The sequence below is a fragment of the bacterium genome (assembly GCA_035529855.1).
Classification (GTDB): domain Bacteria; phylum RBG-13-66-14; class B26-G2; order WVWN01; family WVWN01; genus WVWN01.
The window spans coordinates 1-16,835 of the sequence record DATKVX010000020.1 but is presented as its reverse complement, the minus strand read 5'-3'; the positions used below and the strand labels follow the sequence as shown (position 1 = coordinate 16,835).

Below are 16,835 nucleotides of genomic sequence, written 5' to 3'. Positions count from 1 at the left end.
CCGGGTTCGGGTAATTCTGGAACAGGCCGAAAGACATCGGCTTGCCCGAGGGCGGCGTCGTGTTCTTCTTCTCGCCGTATCCCAGGATGAACTTGCCGAGGCCGTCCGCCACCGCCACCACGCGGCGGTTCCGCTTGTCGACCGTACCGCCCAGGTCTTCCCAGCTCGAGCCGGTCCAACGGTAGACGGAGAGATAGTCCTCGCGCGTGACTTCCAGGCCTTCGTACGACAGCGTCACCTCGAGCGGCTTCGCCAGCCGCGCCCACCCGGGACCGTATTCGTACGCCGGCCCTACGGTCTCGGGCGCCGGTTCTTCGCCGGCCGCGGGGGCGACCGCGACCGCCGCTACGACACCCGCCTTCTCAGGCGCCGGGACGACCGAAAACAACGTCGGCTCGGCTACGGCGCCGGCGGGTAACCTGAGCGACGCGCACTCGCCGCCCACCGTACCCCCGCCCGCCGCCAAGAAACCCGCGCTGAACTCCTTTTTGCCCGATACGATGTTGCCGGCTTCGTCGGCGGCGCGCCATTCGAACCAACCGGAACCGTTTTCGCCGGGCTCGACCACGAACGTGCCGATATAACTCTTCTTGGTCCCGGCCATCGTTACCGCGCCGGCGCGCTCCTCACCCCGGCGGGGAGTGAAGAATACGCCCGCGTCGGGCGCTCCGAAGAGATTTTCGTCGGCACCGACCAGCAACTCGATGTAATCGGGGTTAGCGTGCGGCCTCGCGACGCCCACGGCAACGCCGGGAGACCTGACGTCGTCGGTACCGTATGCCGAGTAGTTGAACCTTAGGCCGCTCCCGGTATCCGACACGTTGTTGATTATCATCACGAGTCCTTCGTACCGGCCGGGATTACGTACTTGGATTATACCCCTGTCTCCCGGAGAGAACATCGCCGAAGCTACGCCGGGTGTGCCGCCGAGGTCGGTCCAGGTCTTCCCGTTTTTCGTAACCAACATCGAGCCGCCCCAGTCTTTGGACTGCTCGGGGTTTGTGGGATGGCCTTCGAAAGTGAAGACGGCGGCGGGCCAGGCGGGCGTGCCCTCGAAATAGTAGAAGCCGTGGCCTAAGTGGTTCATCCAGTACGTGTAAGTCGGTTCGTGTTTAATCAAGGGCAACTCGGACCGGGCCCATTTATTCTGTAAACCTACTTCCGAGTAATCCCAGCGGTAATGTTTGCCGTCGTCCCGCGACTGCCCGGTGAACCAATTCCAGTTGGTCCAAGTTTCGAACGCTTTCTTAAAAGCGTCGCCGGGCACGTAGCTGTGTCCCGGGTTGTAGTAACGTATTACGTAATCTATGGAATCGACCGGGCCCCGGTTGACCTTCGGGTCGTTGGTATACCATTCATCTCCTCGGGCGAGCGCGCGCCAGACTTCGCGGGGAGTGAGGTCGCCCTCAATACGCTTCCACGACGGCGGCCGCCAATAGCGCCAACAGTAATCCCGCAAGAAGAAGTTGATAACGCAGGCGATGTACCCGCCGTCCCCGGTATTGTCGAGAGATCTCAGGGTGTTGGCGAGGAAAGTATTCATGCGGCCGCGGGGGTCGGCGGCGTTGGGGTATACCGTATCCTCACTCCACATGGCGCTGGCCTCGAGGTACCACGTGGGCGTCGCGACGTCGATCATAAACTGCGTAACGTGCATGAATTCGTGCGCCGAGATGACGGGCTCGCCGAAGCCGCCGCCCGGCGGCGCGGTATAGCTATTCCGCAAGTTCATGTAACCGGAAAAGTCGTCGCGGTACGTTTCCGGAAACGACTGGTCGCCGTACGCCAGGCCGCCGACGCCGCCGCTCAGTCGTCCCAGGTAAGCGTCCCAGCGGTCGTCGCCGCCGTAATCGCTGTCTTCGGAAGGCCACTCGAGTTCCTCATAGCGGTCCTTCAGCGGGAAATATTTCTGGTTCTCCGGGTCGGGATGGTAATACCACTTATCGAGGGAATACTGGCCGAAAGCCCTCTCCAAGTCGGCTCCCAATTTTTCGACGCAATCGGGAACGCCGTTTCGGTTGGGGTCCGACGGGTCCGTCAGTTTGTTTGGACCCTCGAGAACGTAATGGACTTTATAATTCCCTTCCGGCGTATCGTACGTGTGGACTTTGATGCCGCTGTAGCTGGAGTCGCCCCACGAACACCTGCGGTACCGTCGGAATAAGTCGTCTTCGTCCTTCCCCAAGCCACAAATTTCCCGCAGCTTAACTTTGACCGCCGGGTCCATCCGCGGCCAGCGCCGCCGTATCTCCATAACGACGGGCGTCCCGCAGCTCCACGGTTGCGGGGCGTACCATTCGCCGCGGTACGCCGCCGGGAGCTCGTCCCGATAACACTCGTAAAGCGCCATGAATTTATACATAAGCGCTTCGTCGCGGCTGAGCCGCCCCGCCTTCTCCGCAGCCTCTATCCTATAAGCGCTCGTATCCTCGGCGGCGCAAGGCCAGCCGCCGAAGGCCGCCGAAGCGACGCACGCCGTACCGATCCCGATCGCGAGGAGTTTTTTAACCATGTTTTCCTTTCTTCATTTTACGGCCCGCGGAAGTTTGCGTATACCACCCTATCGACCGCTAATATACGACTACGACGCGGTAGTAATAAGATTCGTATTCAAGGCGTTCGATCCATACCCGGCCTTCTTGTAATACGGTGCTCGTGAGCATGGTCCATCGGTTGTTCGCACCGCGGCCGTTGCCGTAAACGACGACCGACGCCATCTCACCGGCGCCGCTCTTACCCGCGGTACCGACGTGCAAAACGGGAACGTCTATGTAACCGCCGGCCGCCGTCACGTTAGCCTCGGAAACCTCGTATACGATACGCTGTATATTCGAGCTGTAGAGCTCGTCCCCGCAAGCGACGAAAAACCCGACCAGGAACGCGCCGACCACGGCCATCATAAAATATGCTTTCTTCATATCCGCCCGCTCCTTGGATTGACGTTAATTATGATTTTAATAATTGGATACGCCCGCGTCAAGCTATTTCGGCGCCGCTCACGACGCGTTGCTCGCGGCGAAATCACGCGCGAGCTACCGGTCGTGCCGCTCACGCCGACTCGCGGCATCCTTACTCGACCCCGCGGCCTTGCCGTACCCTGCGAGGAGGAGCGCGCGGCCCGAATTACCGACGGTTAAAAACCTCTTCACGAGCAGTTACGCCGTACGTCGTTCCGTACCGCTACAAGAAAGGGGCAGGGATAGTTCCCTGCCCGCGGAAGGTTCAAAGGATGTCGGCTATGGGCTACGAGGGGTCTTTGCCGATTAACCGTTCGATCTCGGTCGTGGTCTCTTTCCAGTTCTTGAATTTGTAGTCGGCGGGCTCTTTGACCATGCCGCGCATTTTATTAATCGCCCATACGCAGTCGCCGGTTTCGCCCAACCCGTAATAATCGAGCGCCAGTATGATGTACAAGTCGTAGCCGGTAATCGTCGGGGCCGCACCATCTTCGACCGCTTGTTTAAACGCGAAGGTTTGGCCGTCGAGTTTGTTAACCATGTACTTGCCGCGTTCGGCGGATAACCCGTACTCGTCTAAAGCTTCGTACGCCGCCGCCGCGCCCATGTAAATCACTTGCTTAATCTCAACCTTAGCGCCGGGTTGCTCGCTCACCATGATGGCGTCCTCGAAGACGTTGGCGGCCTCCTCCATGTTTTGCATCCGCATATAGGTCCAACCCAAGCCGCCGTGAGCTTCCGCGTAGTACGGGTCCACTTTAAGCGCGTTCCCGAACGCCGTCTCCGCCGCTTCGTAATCGGCGCTACGCCAGAGCCTCCAACCTTCGGCCGTCCACTGGGCCTGCGACCAGACTTGTATTTCTTGGTCTTCCTCGCATCCCAAACTCACGATTATCGCCGCGGCCGCAACCAAGAGCAGAAGTCTTTTTCCCATTTATGTTTCCTCCTGGGGATTTGTTTTTTTAGCTCGTTTGCTCCTTATTAGGTCTACGTTCGCCCGCGGCTTAGCGAGCTATTACCATCTTCTTGGTCGCGACGTCGGCGCCGGCACTCAGGCGGTACAGGTATACGCCCGCCGGCAGCGGCTTCCCGCCGTCGTCCGTCAGGCTGTACCGCTCCTCGTATACGCCGGCCTCCCGGACGTCCTTCGCTACCGTCGCGACGCGGCGGCCGCTCAGGTCGTACACCACCAGCTCCACTTCCGCGCGAGCCGGCAGCGTGTACTTGAAGACCGTATCGTCCCGCGCCGGGTTCGGGTAGTTCTGGAACAGGCCGAAAGACATCGGTTTGCCCGAGGGCGGCGTCGTGTTCTTCTTCTCGCCGTATCCCAGGATGAACTTGCCGAGGCCGTCCGTCACCGCCACCACGCGGCGGTTGCGCTTGTCGACCGTACCGCCCAGGTCTTCCCAGCTCGAGCCGGCCCAACGGTAGACGGAGAGATAGTCCTCGCGCGTGACTTCCAGGCCTTCGTACGACAGCGTCACCTCGAGCGGCTTCGCCAGCCGCGCCCAATTCGGGCTGAACTCGTACGCCCGCCCAACGGTCTCGGTCGTCGGCGCCCCGCCGCCAACGGGGACGGCCGCAACGGCTACCGCCGCCCCGGCGTCTTTCTCTTCGCTCGGGGCGATTAAGAACAACGTCGGTTTGCGTACGGCGCCGGCGGGGAGTTTGAGCGACGCGCTCTCGTTGCCGACGGTACCGCCTCCTGACGCCAGGAAACCGGCGCTGAAGTCTTTACCGCCCGAGACGATATTACCGCTCAGGTCCGCGGCGCGCCATTCCAGCCGGCCGCTACCCTTATCGCCTATATCGAGGACGAACTTGCCCTTGAAGTTTTTATTTCCCTTGGCCGCGGTTACCGGCACGATCTCCGCGCGTTTCTTGCCGCTCGCCGACGTGAAATAAACCTCTACCTCAGCTTTACCGAAGATTTTCTCGTCGGCACCGACCAGCAACTCGATGTAGTCGGGGTTGGTCTGCGTTACGCCGACGCCGGACGCCACCGCCGGCGGCCGGGTATCGCTAGCCTGGATGTAAGAATATTCGAACGGCAGAGAGTCACCGTCGAAAGAAACGTTGCTGAATATCGCGACGATGGCCTCGTACTGGCCGGGATTGCGGATCTGGATTATCCCTTTATCTTCCGGCGTAAACATCAACGTCGGTTGGCCCTGTTCGCCTTTCAGGTTGGTCCAGGTCGAGCCGTTCTTCGTAACGTAGATGGCGCCGCCCCAGTCTTTGCTTGGCGGGTCGTTGCTCTCGTCGCCGGCGAAAGTGATCAGGGCTTGCGGCCAAGCGGGCGGTCTATCGAACCGGTAGAAGCCGTGGCCCAGGTGATTCATAGGTGCCGTCGGCCTAAACTTCACCAGCGGCAACTCGCTAGCGCTCCACGTATTCTGCGGGTTAACCGCAATGAAGTCCTTCCCGTATTTATAGTGTTTGCCGTCGTCGCGTTCGCCGGTAAACCAGTTCCAAGTCGTCCAATATTCGAACGTATCCTTGAATATGCGGCCGTCGAGGTACTGGTATTTCGGACGGTGGAGTTGGATCAGGTACCCCATCGCCTCTTTGCTTTCGCGGTTGACGGTGGGGTCGTCGGTGTACCACTCGTCGCCCTTGGCCAAAGCGCGCCAAACGTCGCGCGGGAACCACCGGTCCTTGCGAGGGACCCACTCCGGCGGCTTCCAGTAGCGCTCGGCCCAGTCGACGAGGAAGTAGTTGATAATCACCGAGCAGTAACCGTTATCGGTTGTAGGAGCGTCGATAGGTTGCAACGTATTACCCAGGAAGCCGTTGGCGCGGCCTATAGCGCCCCGGTCGCCGGGGTAAGCTTCCTCCTGGCCCCAGGTCGCCGTAGCTTCGAAATACCACCGCGGTACCGCCGTCGGCGAAGATTCCACCACGTCGTACATGTACTGGACGCCGTGATTCGACTCGTGGGCAACGGTAACCTTTTCTCCCACCGGGTCGTACGTGCGTTGCTCCAAGAAGTACGGCGTGCGGTCGTCGCGGAAGGTCTCGGTGAATTCAAACGGGTCGCCGGTCGTCATACCGATTACGCCGCCCGTGAACTGGCCCAGGTAGATATCCCAGCGGTCGTTGCCGCCGTAATCCCAATCCTCTTCGGGCGGGTACGGGAGTCCGGGATAATAGTCTTTGAGCGGCAAATACGCTTCTTCGCGTTTTTGGCCGGGGGGCGGCTCGAACCAATTATGCGCCCACCAAACTTTCCAGGCATATTCCGCGTCGCGGGCGTAATTCTCGATTATGTCCGGCACGCCGTTCTGGTTTAAATCGTTCGTGTCGAGGATGCGGTGGGACCCTTCCAATACCCAGTGGATGCGGAAGTTCTCGCCGCCGTCCTTCTTCCGCGAGTCGTAGTGGTAGACGGTGAAGCCGCCGTAGTTGGCGTAGACGGTGAAGCCCGGTAGGTTCCGGTACCTGGTCCCGCCGTCGCTCGGCCCCGGCTCAAACAAAACGCCGCATACCTCGGTAATCTTATTTTTAATCTCGGCCCTCATGTAAGGCCAGCGGTTCATAAGCTCGAGGTATACCGGCGTACCGCTCACGGGGTCTTCCGCGTAGTACTCGGCGCGGTATCGCGCCGGCACTTGCTCCAGGCCGGTCGGCGAGAGCGCCATAAACCGATACATCAAAGCCGTATCGTAATCGATCTCGCCCCGCTTCAACGCCGAGTCGATTTTGTATTGGATGGTGTCTTCCTTGTCGGCCAGCGAGCCCGCCGTAGCTCCCGTAGCGCCGACGAGCAACGCCGCAACGGCCAACGTTAAAATAGTCTTCCTCACTGTATCATCCCCTTTGCAGAACTTTTAAAAGCTCTCAGGTTCCCTGCCGGGAATATGCTTTCCTATTTACCTTAACGGTTATCATATCACCATTATAGTGTCAAGCTTTTTTTAAGACCGCAAACGCCTCATCGACGGCTATTAACCTAACCGTTCCTCGGCCCTCTCCCGGACGCGCGCGAGCGCGGCCAGTTTTTTCTCTATCTCGGCCAAACCGCCCTCGAAACGCGCGCGTTCGTCGGCGTTTTCAATACCGGCCAGGTTTATCCGGATGTTGTAACCAGCGGCTCGAGCCGAGACCTCAAGACATAACGCGCCGCACGCCACGTCCGATACCGCGCTCCTCGAGCCGTGCTCGGCTAAGGCCGCCCCCGCCTCCAACGCCGCGACCGCCGTACGGGCCGTCTCCAACGGCACCGCGGCGGCGCCGATGGTCGCTTCCTCAATCGCGGCCTTCCGCGCCTGCTGTTGGCTTTCGTCCTCTTTGGCCAACTTAAAGGCCGCCATTACCTTTTCGAACGAAGCCGCGTCCTCGTCGATCAACTCGGTGAACCTGCCGCGCATAGGCTCGAGCGCCTTGAGCGCCTCTTCTATCGGCGTTTTATCCTCCGGTTTCTTTTTACCCATCGTTATCTCGCCGACCATCGTTAAAAGCGACGCCCCCAACGCGCCGGCCAACGCCGCGACGCTACCGCCGCCCGGAACGGGGGCCGAGCTGGCCAAGACGTTAAGGAATTCTTCTATTCTCCGGCCGCCATAACCCATGGTCCTACCTCCGTTTAAGTAGATGCGTCAGCGGCCCCGTCGTATGCGAATAATAATCATTCCTATTACTAATATAACCGACGACCGGGCCCCTGTCAAGGGGTTTTTTCGTATTTAGACGTTTCTCCGGCAGGCTAAAAAACACCCGTTTTCAAAAGCCGTCTGCCGCTAACTCTTCCCCGCAAGGGCTGGAGCACCCGCAACGCGAAGCGCGAACCAACCGCCGTTACGCCTCGCGTACCTGTTCGCCGTCGCGGAAGAGGTACCGCTTGATTTTTCGCGTCGTCGTTTTGGGAAATTCTTCTTTACGGATTTTTATAATTTTTACGCGCTTGTAGTCGGCCAACGAGCGGCAGCACCCGGCGACGGCCTCTCGCACCCGCCCCTCCACGAACTCGTCCGTAAGCGGTACGCCGGCGCGACGCGCTTCGCCCTCCAGGTACTCGTAATCGGGGTAGACGACGGCGCCCACGACTTCCCGGCCGCTCGACGGGTCCCGCATCGCCATAACCGCGGCCTCCGCGACCTCGGCCGCGGCCCCCAGCTCCGCCTCCACTTCCTCGGGGTAAACGTTCTTACCCGCCGGCGTAACTATCACGTTTTTAATACGGCCCGTTATGTAGACGTACCCGTCGCGGTCGAGCCACCCCGCGTCGCCGGTATAGAACCAGCCGTCGCGGAGCACGCCGGCGGTCAACGCCGGGTCTTCGTAATAACCGACCATCACGTTGTCGCCCGCGACGGCCACCTCGCCTACGCCCTCCGCATTAGGCTCGTGGATGCGAACGCGGACGCCGGGGACAGTAAGGCCGCTCGAGGCGAACTTGATTCGATGGGGAACGTTCACGGAAACCACCGGCGACGTCTCCGTCAGGCCGTAGCCTTGCAGGAGGTTCAAGCCGAGGTAATAAAAAGTGCGCGATACCTCGGCCTTGAGCGGCGCGGCGCCGGAGATGAACATCCGGACGGTATCCAGCCCCGCTTTCTTCCGCATACCGGCGAAGAAGGACCGGCCCAGGTTCGCCCCCGTGAGGACGTGGGCGCAGCGCGTGAGGCCCATGAAAGTTTTAAAGAGGACGCGTTGGAGCGGCGGCGCGTCGCCTACCGCGCGGCGCAGGCCGGCTAGCATCTTCTCGTAAAGCAACGGGACGCCGCACATCATCGTCACGCCGGCGTCGCGGACGTCCTCTATTATCTCTTTGGACTTGAACGAACGGGCGTAGGTTATGGTACACCCGCCCGAGATCGGGATGAGCATCCCGGCCGTCGCCTCGAAGGTATGGTGAAGCGGCAAGAGCGACAAGAAGACGTCGTTCTCGTCGAAATAGAGCGACCGGTATACCTGGTCGACGTTGGCGCCCAGGTTGCGGTGGGTCAACATAACGGCCTTGAACGCGCCCGTCGTGCCGCTGGTAAACAACAATACGGCAAGGTCGTCCAACGAGACTTCCCGACTCAGGTACTCCTCGCGACCCGCGGCGTCGTCGCCCGTCGCCAGCGTCTCGAGCCATCCCCGGCTCGAGCCCTCGACGCCCTCCTCCATAGAAACCAATTCCCGCAATTTGGGAAGGCGGCCTTTAAGTTTCTCAATCGCCCCGAGCGACGACGGCGACGATATCACGAGCTCGACCTTGGCCTTCTCCAAGATGCCGGCGAGCTCTTTTTCCTTCAGCTGCGGGTCGAGCGGTACGCATACCGCCCCGCCGCCGGTCGTCGCGAGGTACGCCACGGCCCACTCGTATCGGTTCTCGCCGACGACGCCGACGGGCGTCCCGGCCAGCACGCCTATCTTCGCAAGCGCCGCGCCCAGGCCGACGACGTCGTCGTAGAGTTCGTCGTACGTAACGCGCGAGAACTCGCCGCTCGGCAGGCGCCGCTGCGCGAAGACGCGCCGGCCGAACTTATCGCGGGCCCGCGCGACAAGCTCGAGCGTCGTGTAAACGCCGATACCCAGGCGTATCCCTTCGCCCATTAGGTCAACCTCGTTCGCACGTTAACAGGAGTTTACGGGAAAGCTAATACCCCGTCAAGGGTTTTCTGCATACCCGGCTAACCGGAGTCGCCGGGGAGCCGTTACTCGGACGGCGACCCGACTTCGCCGTCGACTACCGGCAACTTTATTACGCCTTTAAAGACCAGACGACGGTAATAAGCCCCCAGGCCGACCAACAAATACCCCGAGGTCCAAAAGAGCGCCGCCACCAGGCTCCCGGCGGGGCCGTGCTGGCCGGCTTCGGTGAGATGCCAGTGGATGGCGTCCCCCACGGCGTAGAAGATAAGGCCGACGGCGAGTTGCGCCCACGGCCTCCCCATGCCGCGGCCGCCGTATACGGCTATTACTATCAACGCGAGCGCACCCAGGACGAAATCGGCACTTACGACGAAACAATCCAAAAAACATTCGCCCGGCGTAAGGGCCGGGTTGCGAAGCGCCGGGACCAAAACGAAGTTTACCGTCACGATGAGTGCTAACGCCGCCGTCGCGAGCGCCCCCGCGACGGCCTGCGGCGATACCCGGCGGGGCCTCTTGACGACTTTGATGACCAAGGCCGCGACCAAGAAAGCCGACCCGATGCCCCACAAGAGGTCCGAGTATAAAGGATACTCGGGCGAAGGGTCCGGCCCTATAGCGTGACAGGAATTAATAACCTCGCCGCCGAACCAACAGAGGGTGCCCGCCGACAAAAGCCCCCACGCGGAACGGAGTACCGGTACCCGGCGCGCCGCCCAAAACGCGCGGACGACGAAGAAGGCCGCGACCGCGGCAGAAATAGTAAGCGCCGCGGCGATGGTAAAAGGCCGGTACGGCCCGGCGGCCGGCATTATTATGACGCCGACGGCGAGCAGCACCAACAAGGATAGCATCGCCCAAATGTAAATATTGAGCCGCCGCATATTACCTTCCGACCAAGCGTAACACGGCCGCCGCCCGGCGGCAACCGTAATCCCTAATTACGAAAACCCCGGCCTTCAGGCCGGGGTCGTCGCCCTGCTCGATACATATCTCTTTATTACCGAACCACGACCATCCGCTTCGCGGCCGTGGCGCCGCCCGCCTCCAACCGGTACGTGTATACGCCCGGCGCGAGCGTTGACACGTCGACGGCCAGCTCGTTCTCGCCCGCTTTGGCCTGACCCGCGAACGGCGTCGCGACTTTGCGCCCCGCTATATCGTAAACCGCGACCTTGGCGTCGCAGGCCGCCGGCACCGAGAACGCTATCGTAGTAGCCGCGCGCGCCGGGTTGGGCGCGTTCTGCGCCAGCGCGAAGGAGGCCTTGGCACCCGACTGCATATCCACCCGGGCCGGGCCGTGCAGCGTCCCCTTGCCGTTCAGGTCGACGTCCTCCAGGTAATAGTTATAGCTCTTCCCCGCCTCGACGACGTCGTCTACGAACCTATAAGGAGACTTGCCGACGATGAGCGCGTCGTTGATTTTGACGCGGCCTTCGTCGCCAGCGCCCGCCGCGTCGCGGTAGAGGTTAAAGCCGGCGTGGTTGTACTCGCCGGCGGTAGCCCAGGTCAATACGGCGCGGCCTTCGCGCGCGTACCCGTCGAAACCCGCGAGCTCAACGCCGACGAACTTCCTCATGTAATCGAGGAACCACATGAAGACGCCCTCGTGCTCTTTGCACGTCGGCTCGATCAGCGTGTCGGGCGGCCCGAAGCCACCCTCGGTACGGGTATTCACCTCGAAGCACCAACCGTATATCTTGTTCTTCTCCGCCGTCTCGCCGAAGTGGTAGTCGATAGACCCGCCGTTGACCGGGTAACGCAACGTCTCGAGCGACGTGCCGACGAGGTACCGGCTGCCGAGCTTCGTGTTCATGCCGTTGCCGATCTCGAGGAAATAGTTCCGCTCCGGGTTGGGCGCCCTCTCGAGGGTATCGTAACAATAGGGTATGAGTAAGTATTCGCCGTAGCTGTGGTAGTCCAGCGCGAACTTGAAGTCCACGTCCTTCATCAGGTTTCGTATGGCGGTAGTCTCCGGCTCGCTGAAGGCCGCGGGGCCGCGGTACGTAGTGGAGGAAGGGTTGGGGCTCGAGCCCCGGTCGTCGTAACCCCATTTATAGCTGTAGTTGCGGTTGATGTCCACGCCGTATACGCCGCCGCCGCTGTCGCGGCGATTCTTCCGCCACCAATAAGAGGGGCTGCCGCCGCTGTTGTTCTCGACGTATACGTGGCCGTCGGGGTTGGCCATAGGCATAAAATAGATCTCGTAGTTGTCGACGTAATACTTGATATCGGGGTTCGTCGCGTAACCCTCCAGGAGTACTTTTATAAACCGTAACGGTATCTCGACCGTCATCAGCTCCCGGGCGTGGTGATTACCTACGACGAAGAGCCTGGGCTCCTGCTCGCTCTGCGCCGGGTTGTCCGAGACCTTCAAGCACCACATCTCGCGGCTTTCCCACGTGTCGCCGACGTCGTAGAGCTTGCAAATACTCGGGTACGCGGTCTCCCGCTGCTTCAGCTCGTCCAACATCTCCTGGTAGGTATGGTAGAGCCCGAGGTCGGGCGGCAAGGCCGCGATGCCGGCGCCGGCGTCCTCCGCGATTACCTCGATTCGGTAACCGAGCTCCTGCAAACCGGCGAGTTCCTCCGCGGGGGCGATAACGTCGACATACCCCTCGCCCCCCGAGCATACGTCCATGCCGGCGGCCAGGATATCACGTTCCATCGCGGCCGCGGAGTCGTAGTACACCCTGGCCCACGTAGGGGCTTGCACCGCGTACGCCGCGGCCGCTAAACCCAACGCCGCAACGATAATGATCGCTTTTCTCATCATCCACCTTCTCGTCTCAGGCCGGCCCTGCGCCGGCGTAAATTTAATACCGTAAACCTGACATATTATAACATATTTATCGACGTCCGCCAACGGTCCGCTTTTGCCGCGTACCCCCGCATCCGCGGACGAACCCGGACGGCCCGCAACGCTACGGCGCCGGGTCGGCGGCCGCGGCTACGGGCAGCGTCAATTCCGGATATTTATATAAAAGTCCTCCCGAGGTGGAATAGCGGCTGACGGCGTCGCTGGCGGCGACGAATACGAAGCCGCCTTCTTCGTCGAGCTCGACGTCCGTCGGAAAGGGTAAGCCGGTCAATACGAACTTCGCGGCCTCCTTCGCGTTACCCGTACCCACCACCCCCCGCGGTAAAGCCGCCAGCCAACCCTTCTCGTAATCGACGACGAAGACGCAATTCGCGGCGCGGGACGCGACGGCACAATATGGGAAGTCGAAGCCGGTGACTTCGGCCTTACGCTCGCCGGCGCCGCTGACTTTCACGACGGCGCCCGCGCCCTTATCCAAAACCCACGCGCCGCCCCCCGGGTCCGCGGCGACGGCCCACGGAACGTCGAAGCCGCCGCACTCGGCCAACTTTACCCCGCCGACGCCGACGGCGCCCGATGCGTCCGCCCGCAACTTCACGACCCGCCTTTGCAATTCATCCGTTACCCAACAATCGCCGGTATCCGATACCAACGAGACCGAGCGCGGCGAGCGGAAGCCGGTTACGGTCGCGAGGACTCCCCCGTTCGCGCCGAGTTTCAACACGCGGCTGTGGGAGCGGTCCGCGACCCAGCACGCGCCGTTGCGCTGGTCGACCGCGATGGAAGTCCCCCGCCGGATGAGCGGCTCTCCTACCGTCGGCGTCTCATATACGACGCTCCCGGCACGGTCGAATTTCCGAAGTTTGTTGACGTAATAGTCCAGTACCCACGCCGAGCCGTCGCGCCGGTCCACCTCTACGCAGTTGGGCTTAAAGAAGAACGGGAAATTGCCGACGGTGAAAAGTTTTTCGCCGCCGTAATCGTAGACCTGAACGACGTTATTCGGCTGGTCGATAACCCAAAGCCGGCCGCTGGCCGGCGCCGGCGTCGGCCCGTCGTCCTCGCTGCAACTCGCCGCGAACGCGAGGAATAATACCCCGCATATAACACCAGGCAACGTTACCTTATTACGATTCATTGGACATCCCCACCTTTCACCTCGAAATTACGTCAACCGGAGCCGGCTGTCAACTACGTTTCTATACGCCACCCGCTTCCGCCCCAGCCTTAATACTTCCCGCCGGGGGGCCGCCCCGAACGCGCACCCCGCCGCTCGCCAGTAGCGCCTCCGCCGTTAAAAGTAGTAACGCCGCCGCGGCTAACGGCGCCTGCAGCGGCACGGAGGCGCGGCCCCTCCCCGCCGGCGCGTGGCGCGTCACGACAACGTGCGGAAAGAGCCGCCGCAATCCCTCCTCGCCGATAGTCCTCGGGTCCGATTCGGGCGAAGCGAAAGCTCGAGCCGGCGCGAACGCCGGGTTCGCGCGCGCTAATGCCCTCAACCTCAAATCCAACGCGAAGCCGACGAAGGCCGGGGACGTAAGGAGGTCGGTGTACCGCGGCACCGTCGGCGTACATATTAAAAATACTTCCCCCTTGCCCATACGGCGCGTAACGGCGAAAGGCAACCCGGGCGACGTCGCCGCCGCCGCGAGCCAAGGCGCCGTCGTCTCCAACGCCGCGACGCCCGCCGCCTCGAACGTCCCCGCCGAGGCGGCATAGGGCAAGACGCCGCCGTCCGCCGAAACGCGAGCCGGCACGAGCTCGAGCGGCGACAGCGTCGTAACGTCGTCGAATCGACCTCCCCCGGCGTCGTCCGGCACCACGACGACGACGGTACCACCTTCGGCCAGCGCGCGGCCGCGGGACGACCCCCGCCACGCCGACAGCGGCATAACGTATATCCCCGGTAACGACGCCGGCGCGGCGGCCTCCTCGCACCCCGCCGCCGCCAACGCGGCCCGCCACGAGCGAGCCCCCGGCGTCGCCGGCGCCACCTCGCACGCGACGCCGGCCGCCTCGGGAACGAAAACGTCGACGCGGTCGTCGAACGGATAACCGCCGCGACAAGATAATTCGTGCCTGCCGCCTTCCGAGAAGGGGACTCGAGCCGTCGCCCGGGCCGCGGCCGGCACGTCCCCTACGACGACGCCCCCAGCCTCGAGCGACGCCGGCCTCGGCCTGCCATATTGTGATACTTCCACGTTCACGTTAAAAAACTCACCCGCCCCGGGCGTCACGCCAAAGCCCGCGAGAGCCACGTTCCAAGAAGGCGTCGGTTCGGACCTCACGTCGTAAAAAGTAACGTACGCGTCGCGCGGCATAGCCGAAGCAACGGCGTCGACGTCCTCGAACGCCGACAGCTGCATATCCGTAATGACCGCGAGCTCGGGGCGCCGGCCGCGAGCGTCGGGCGCGGCCCATAAGGACTTCGCCGCGGCCAGCGCATCGGCGACGTTCCCCCCGGCCGCCGGCGGCGGCGATATCGTCGTGGCGGCGTCGCGAAGGTTTTCCCAAACGACGTCCGCCGGCCCGCCGGTCCACAAGACCGCGCCGAGGTCGTCCGGCCCCGCGCCCGCCGCCAACGAGCGGGCGTAACGGCCAGCCCGGGCCGCCCGGGTTTCGCCGTCCTCGACGTACGTCATGGACGGCGAGTTGTCGACGACGACGATTAGCGCCCGCGGCGGCGCGGACCCCCCGGCCGTAAAACGCGGGCCAGCGACGGTGAACACCAATAAAAGGATGACGGCGACCCGAACCGCCAGCAATAATATTTCGTACCACCTCGGCCGGCGGCGAGCCCGCCGCTCCTCGACGGTTTTAAGCAGCTGGACCGACGGGAACCTGAGGCGAAGGCGCACGCGCCTTTTAACGAGGTTCAATAAAAAAGGCAGCGCCGCCAGCGGCAGGAGCAAAAGGTAAAGGGGGTTCAGGAAGGATATCATAACGGACCCGGCGTCTACATCATCGCCTGGCGCTTACCGAGGTACGAAACGAGTACTTCCGCCGGCGGCCGGTCCGTAACCACCGGCACGTAATCAATATCGTGGGCGCCCAACTCCAGGCGGTAGTCGCGTTTTAAGTTCGCCAGCGCGTCGAGGTAGCCGTCTCTGAACCGCGGCCCGTCGAGTTCGACCTCCTCGGACGTCTCCATATCCTCGAACGTCGCCGCGTCGCGAAAGGGGAAACGCTCCTCCGCAGCGTCGAGGACGTGGAATAAAATGACCTCGTGTTTGCCGCCCCGCAGGGCGCGCAGGCCGTCGAGGACGCGGCCTCGCAGGTCCCACAGGTCCGTGAATATGGCGAACAGGCCGCGGCGCGACGCGCGTTCCGCGAGGGTGGCGAGCGCCGCGTACAAGTCGGTCGTACCCTCAGTTCGCGTTTGTTCCAGGACTTTCAATATGGCGCGAAAGTGCTGCCGGCTCGAGCGCGGCGGGACCACCTCCCGGACGCCGGCGGAAAACGTCGCCAGGCCGACGGCGTCGCGCTGACCGAGGGCGAGGTACGCCGTAGCCGCGGCCAACGTCGCCGCGTAGTCGAACTTCGTCAACGGTCCGTCCGGAGGATACCCCATGCTGGCGGAGGAGTCCACGCACAAGTAGAAACGCAGGTTCGTCTCCTCCTCGAATTCTTTGACGTAATAGCGGTCGCTGCGCGCGAAAGCCCGCCAGTCGACCAGGCGGAGGTCGTCGCCCGGTTGGTAGGAGCGGTACTCCGAGAATTCGACCGAGAACCCTTTGAACGGGCTGCGGTGCAGGCCCGCGAAGAGCCCCTCCACCACCAAGCGGGCCCGCAGGCCGAGCCCCTGGACCGCGGCCAGCGTTAAAACGTCGACGAATTTGGGGAAAGGCATAGTCGGTCGGCTGCTAAAATCGGGCCCGCGTAAGCCCCTTTAAACTTCGAGCCGCTTATAAACCCAATTCCTCCCGGACGCTCTGCATCCCTTCCAGACACAACCCCAGGAATTCTTCGAGCGTAAGGCCGAGGTCGACGCAGCTCGCGATCTGGTCGCGGTCGGCGCCGGCGGCGAACCGCTTCTCGCGGAAGCGCCGCATCACGAAGTCGACGTCGCAGGCCGCGACGGATTTCTCGGGGTGCATCAGCGCCGCCGCCACGATCAAGCCGGTGGCCGGGTCCACCGCCAGGAGGGCTTTCTCGAGCGCGGCCTCGGCGGCCTTGTGCTTATTATGCGCCATAATCGCGTCCGTGACGCCCGGCGGTAAATCGACGTCGCGCAGCATCTCGAGCGTGGTCGGGCCGTGGCGCGCCGGCTCGTCCTTCGTGGCGTCGTAGTCGAGGTCGTGCAGCAGGCCGGCGAGCGCCCAAACTTCCTCGTCTTCGCCCAGCCGCCGGGCCACCGCGCGCAACGCGGCCTCAACCGCGACCATATGCTTTATGATGTTCCGGTTACGTACGTTCGCCTGGACCAGGGCCCAGGCCTCCGGCCGCTCCATACCGACACCTCAACGCGAAACTTA

12 protein-coding genes are annotated in these 16,835 nt (G+C 62.4%); all 12 read right to left on the bottom strand.

Features of this window, described 5'->3' with window-relative positions; translation table 11 throughout:
• A partial coding sequence (locus tag VMX79_01950; protein HUV85857.1) for a hypothetical protein occupies positions 1-2,512 on the bottom strand: 2,512 nt, incomplete at its 3' end.
• 58 nt (positions 2,513-2,570) lie between these two features.
• Positions 2,571-2,918 carry a hypothetical protein gene (locus VMX79_01945; GenBank protein HUV85856.1) on the bottom strand — a complete coding sequence of 116 codons (348 nt, stop codon included), beginning with the start codon at positions 2,916-2,918 and terminating at the stop codon, positions 2,571-2,573.
• Positions 2,919-3,243: 325 nt separating this feature from the next.
• Entirely contained in the window at positions 3,244-3,891 is a 648-nt protein-coding gene (locus VMX79_01940) for a tetratricopeptide repeat protein (GenBank protein ID HUV85855.1), read from the bottom strand.
• A gap of 70 nt (positions 3,892-3,961) precedes the next feature.
• Positions 3,962-6,763 (bottom strand): T9SS type A sorting domain-containing protein, encoded by a 2,802-nt coding sequence (locus tag VMX79_01935; GenBank protein HUV85854.1) that lies wholly within the window; start codon positions 6,761-6,763, stop codon positions 3,962-3,964.
• 141 nt (positions 6,764-6,904) lie between these two features.
• Positions 6,905-7,528 carry a cyclodeaminase/cyclohydrolase family protein gene (locus tag VMX79_01930; protein HUV85853.1) on the bottom strand — a complete coding sequence of 208 codons (624 nt, stop codon included), beginning with the start codon at positions 7,526-7,528 and terminating at the stop codon, positions 6,905-6,907.
• 226 nt (positions 7,529-7,754) lie between these two features.
• On the bottom strand, positions 7,755-9,500 hold the full coding sequence (locus VMX79_01925) for an AMP-binding protein (GenBank protein ID HUV85852.1): 1,746 nt from the start codon (positions 9,498-9,500) through the stop codon (positions 7,755-7,757).
• A 101-nt stretch (positions 9,501-9,601) separates the two neighbouring features.
• A complete protein-coding gene (locus VMX79_01920) occupies positions 9,602-10,423 on the bottom strand; it encodes a hypothetical protein (GenBank protein ID HUV85851.1) in 822 nt (273 codons plus the stop codon).
• A 116-nt stretch (positions 10,424-10,539) separates the two neighbouring features.
• Positions 10,540-12,315: a M14 family zinc carboxypeptidase gene (locus VMX79_01915; GenBank protein ID HUV85850.1), complete on the bottom strand. Its 1,776-nt coding sequence runs from the start codon at positions 12,313-12,315 to the stop codon at positions 10,540-10,542.
• A gap of 148 nt (positions 12,316-12,463) precedes the next feature.
• Positions 12,464-13,498, bottom strand: coding sequence for an NHL repeat-containing protein (locus VMX79_01910; GenBank protein HUV85849.1), 1,035 nt, complete (start codon positions 13,496-13,498; stop codon positions 12,464-12,466).
• 61 nt (positions 13,499-13,559) lie between these two features.
• Positions 13,560-15,302: a BatA domain-containing protein gene (locus VMX79_01905; GenBank protein HUV85848.1), complete on the bottom strand. Its 1,743-nt coding sequence runs from the start codon at positions 15,300-15,302 to the stop codon at positions 13,560-13,562.
• 14 nt (positions 15,303-15,316) lie between these two features.
• Complete coding sequence (locus VMX79_01900) at positions 15,317-16,210, bottom strand: DUF58 domain-containing protein (GenBank protein HUV85847.1); 894 nt, start codon at positions 16,208-16,210, stop codon at positions 15,317-15,319.
• A gap of 55 nt (positions 16,211-16,265) precedes the next feature.
• Positions 16,266-16,811 carry an HDIG domain-containing protein gene (locus VMX79_01895; protein ID HUV85846.1) on the bottom strand — a complete coding sequence of 182 codons (546 nt, stop codon included), beginning with the start codon at positions 16,809-16,811 and terminating at the stop codon, positions 16,266-16,268.
• Between the last annotated feature and the right edge of the window lie 24 nt (positions 16,812-16,835).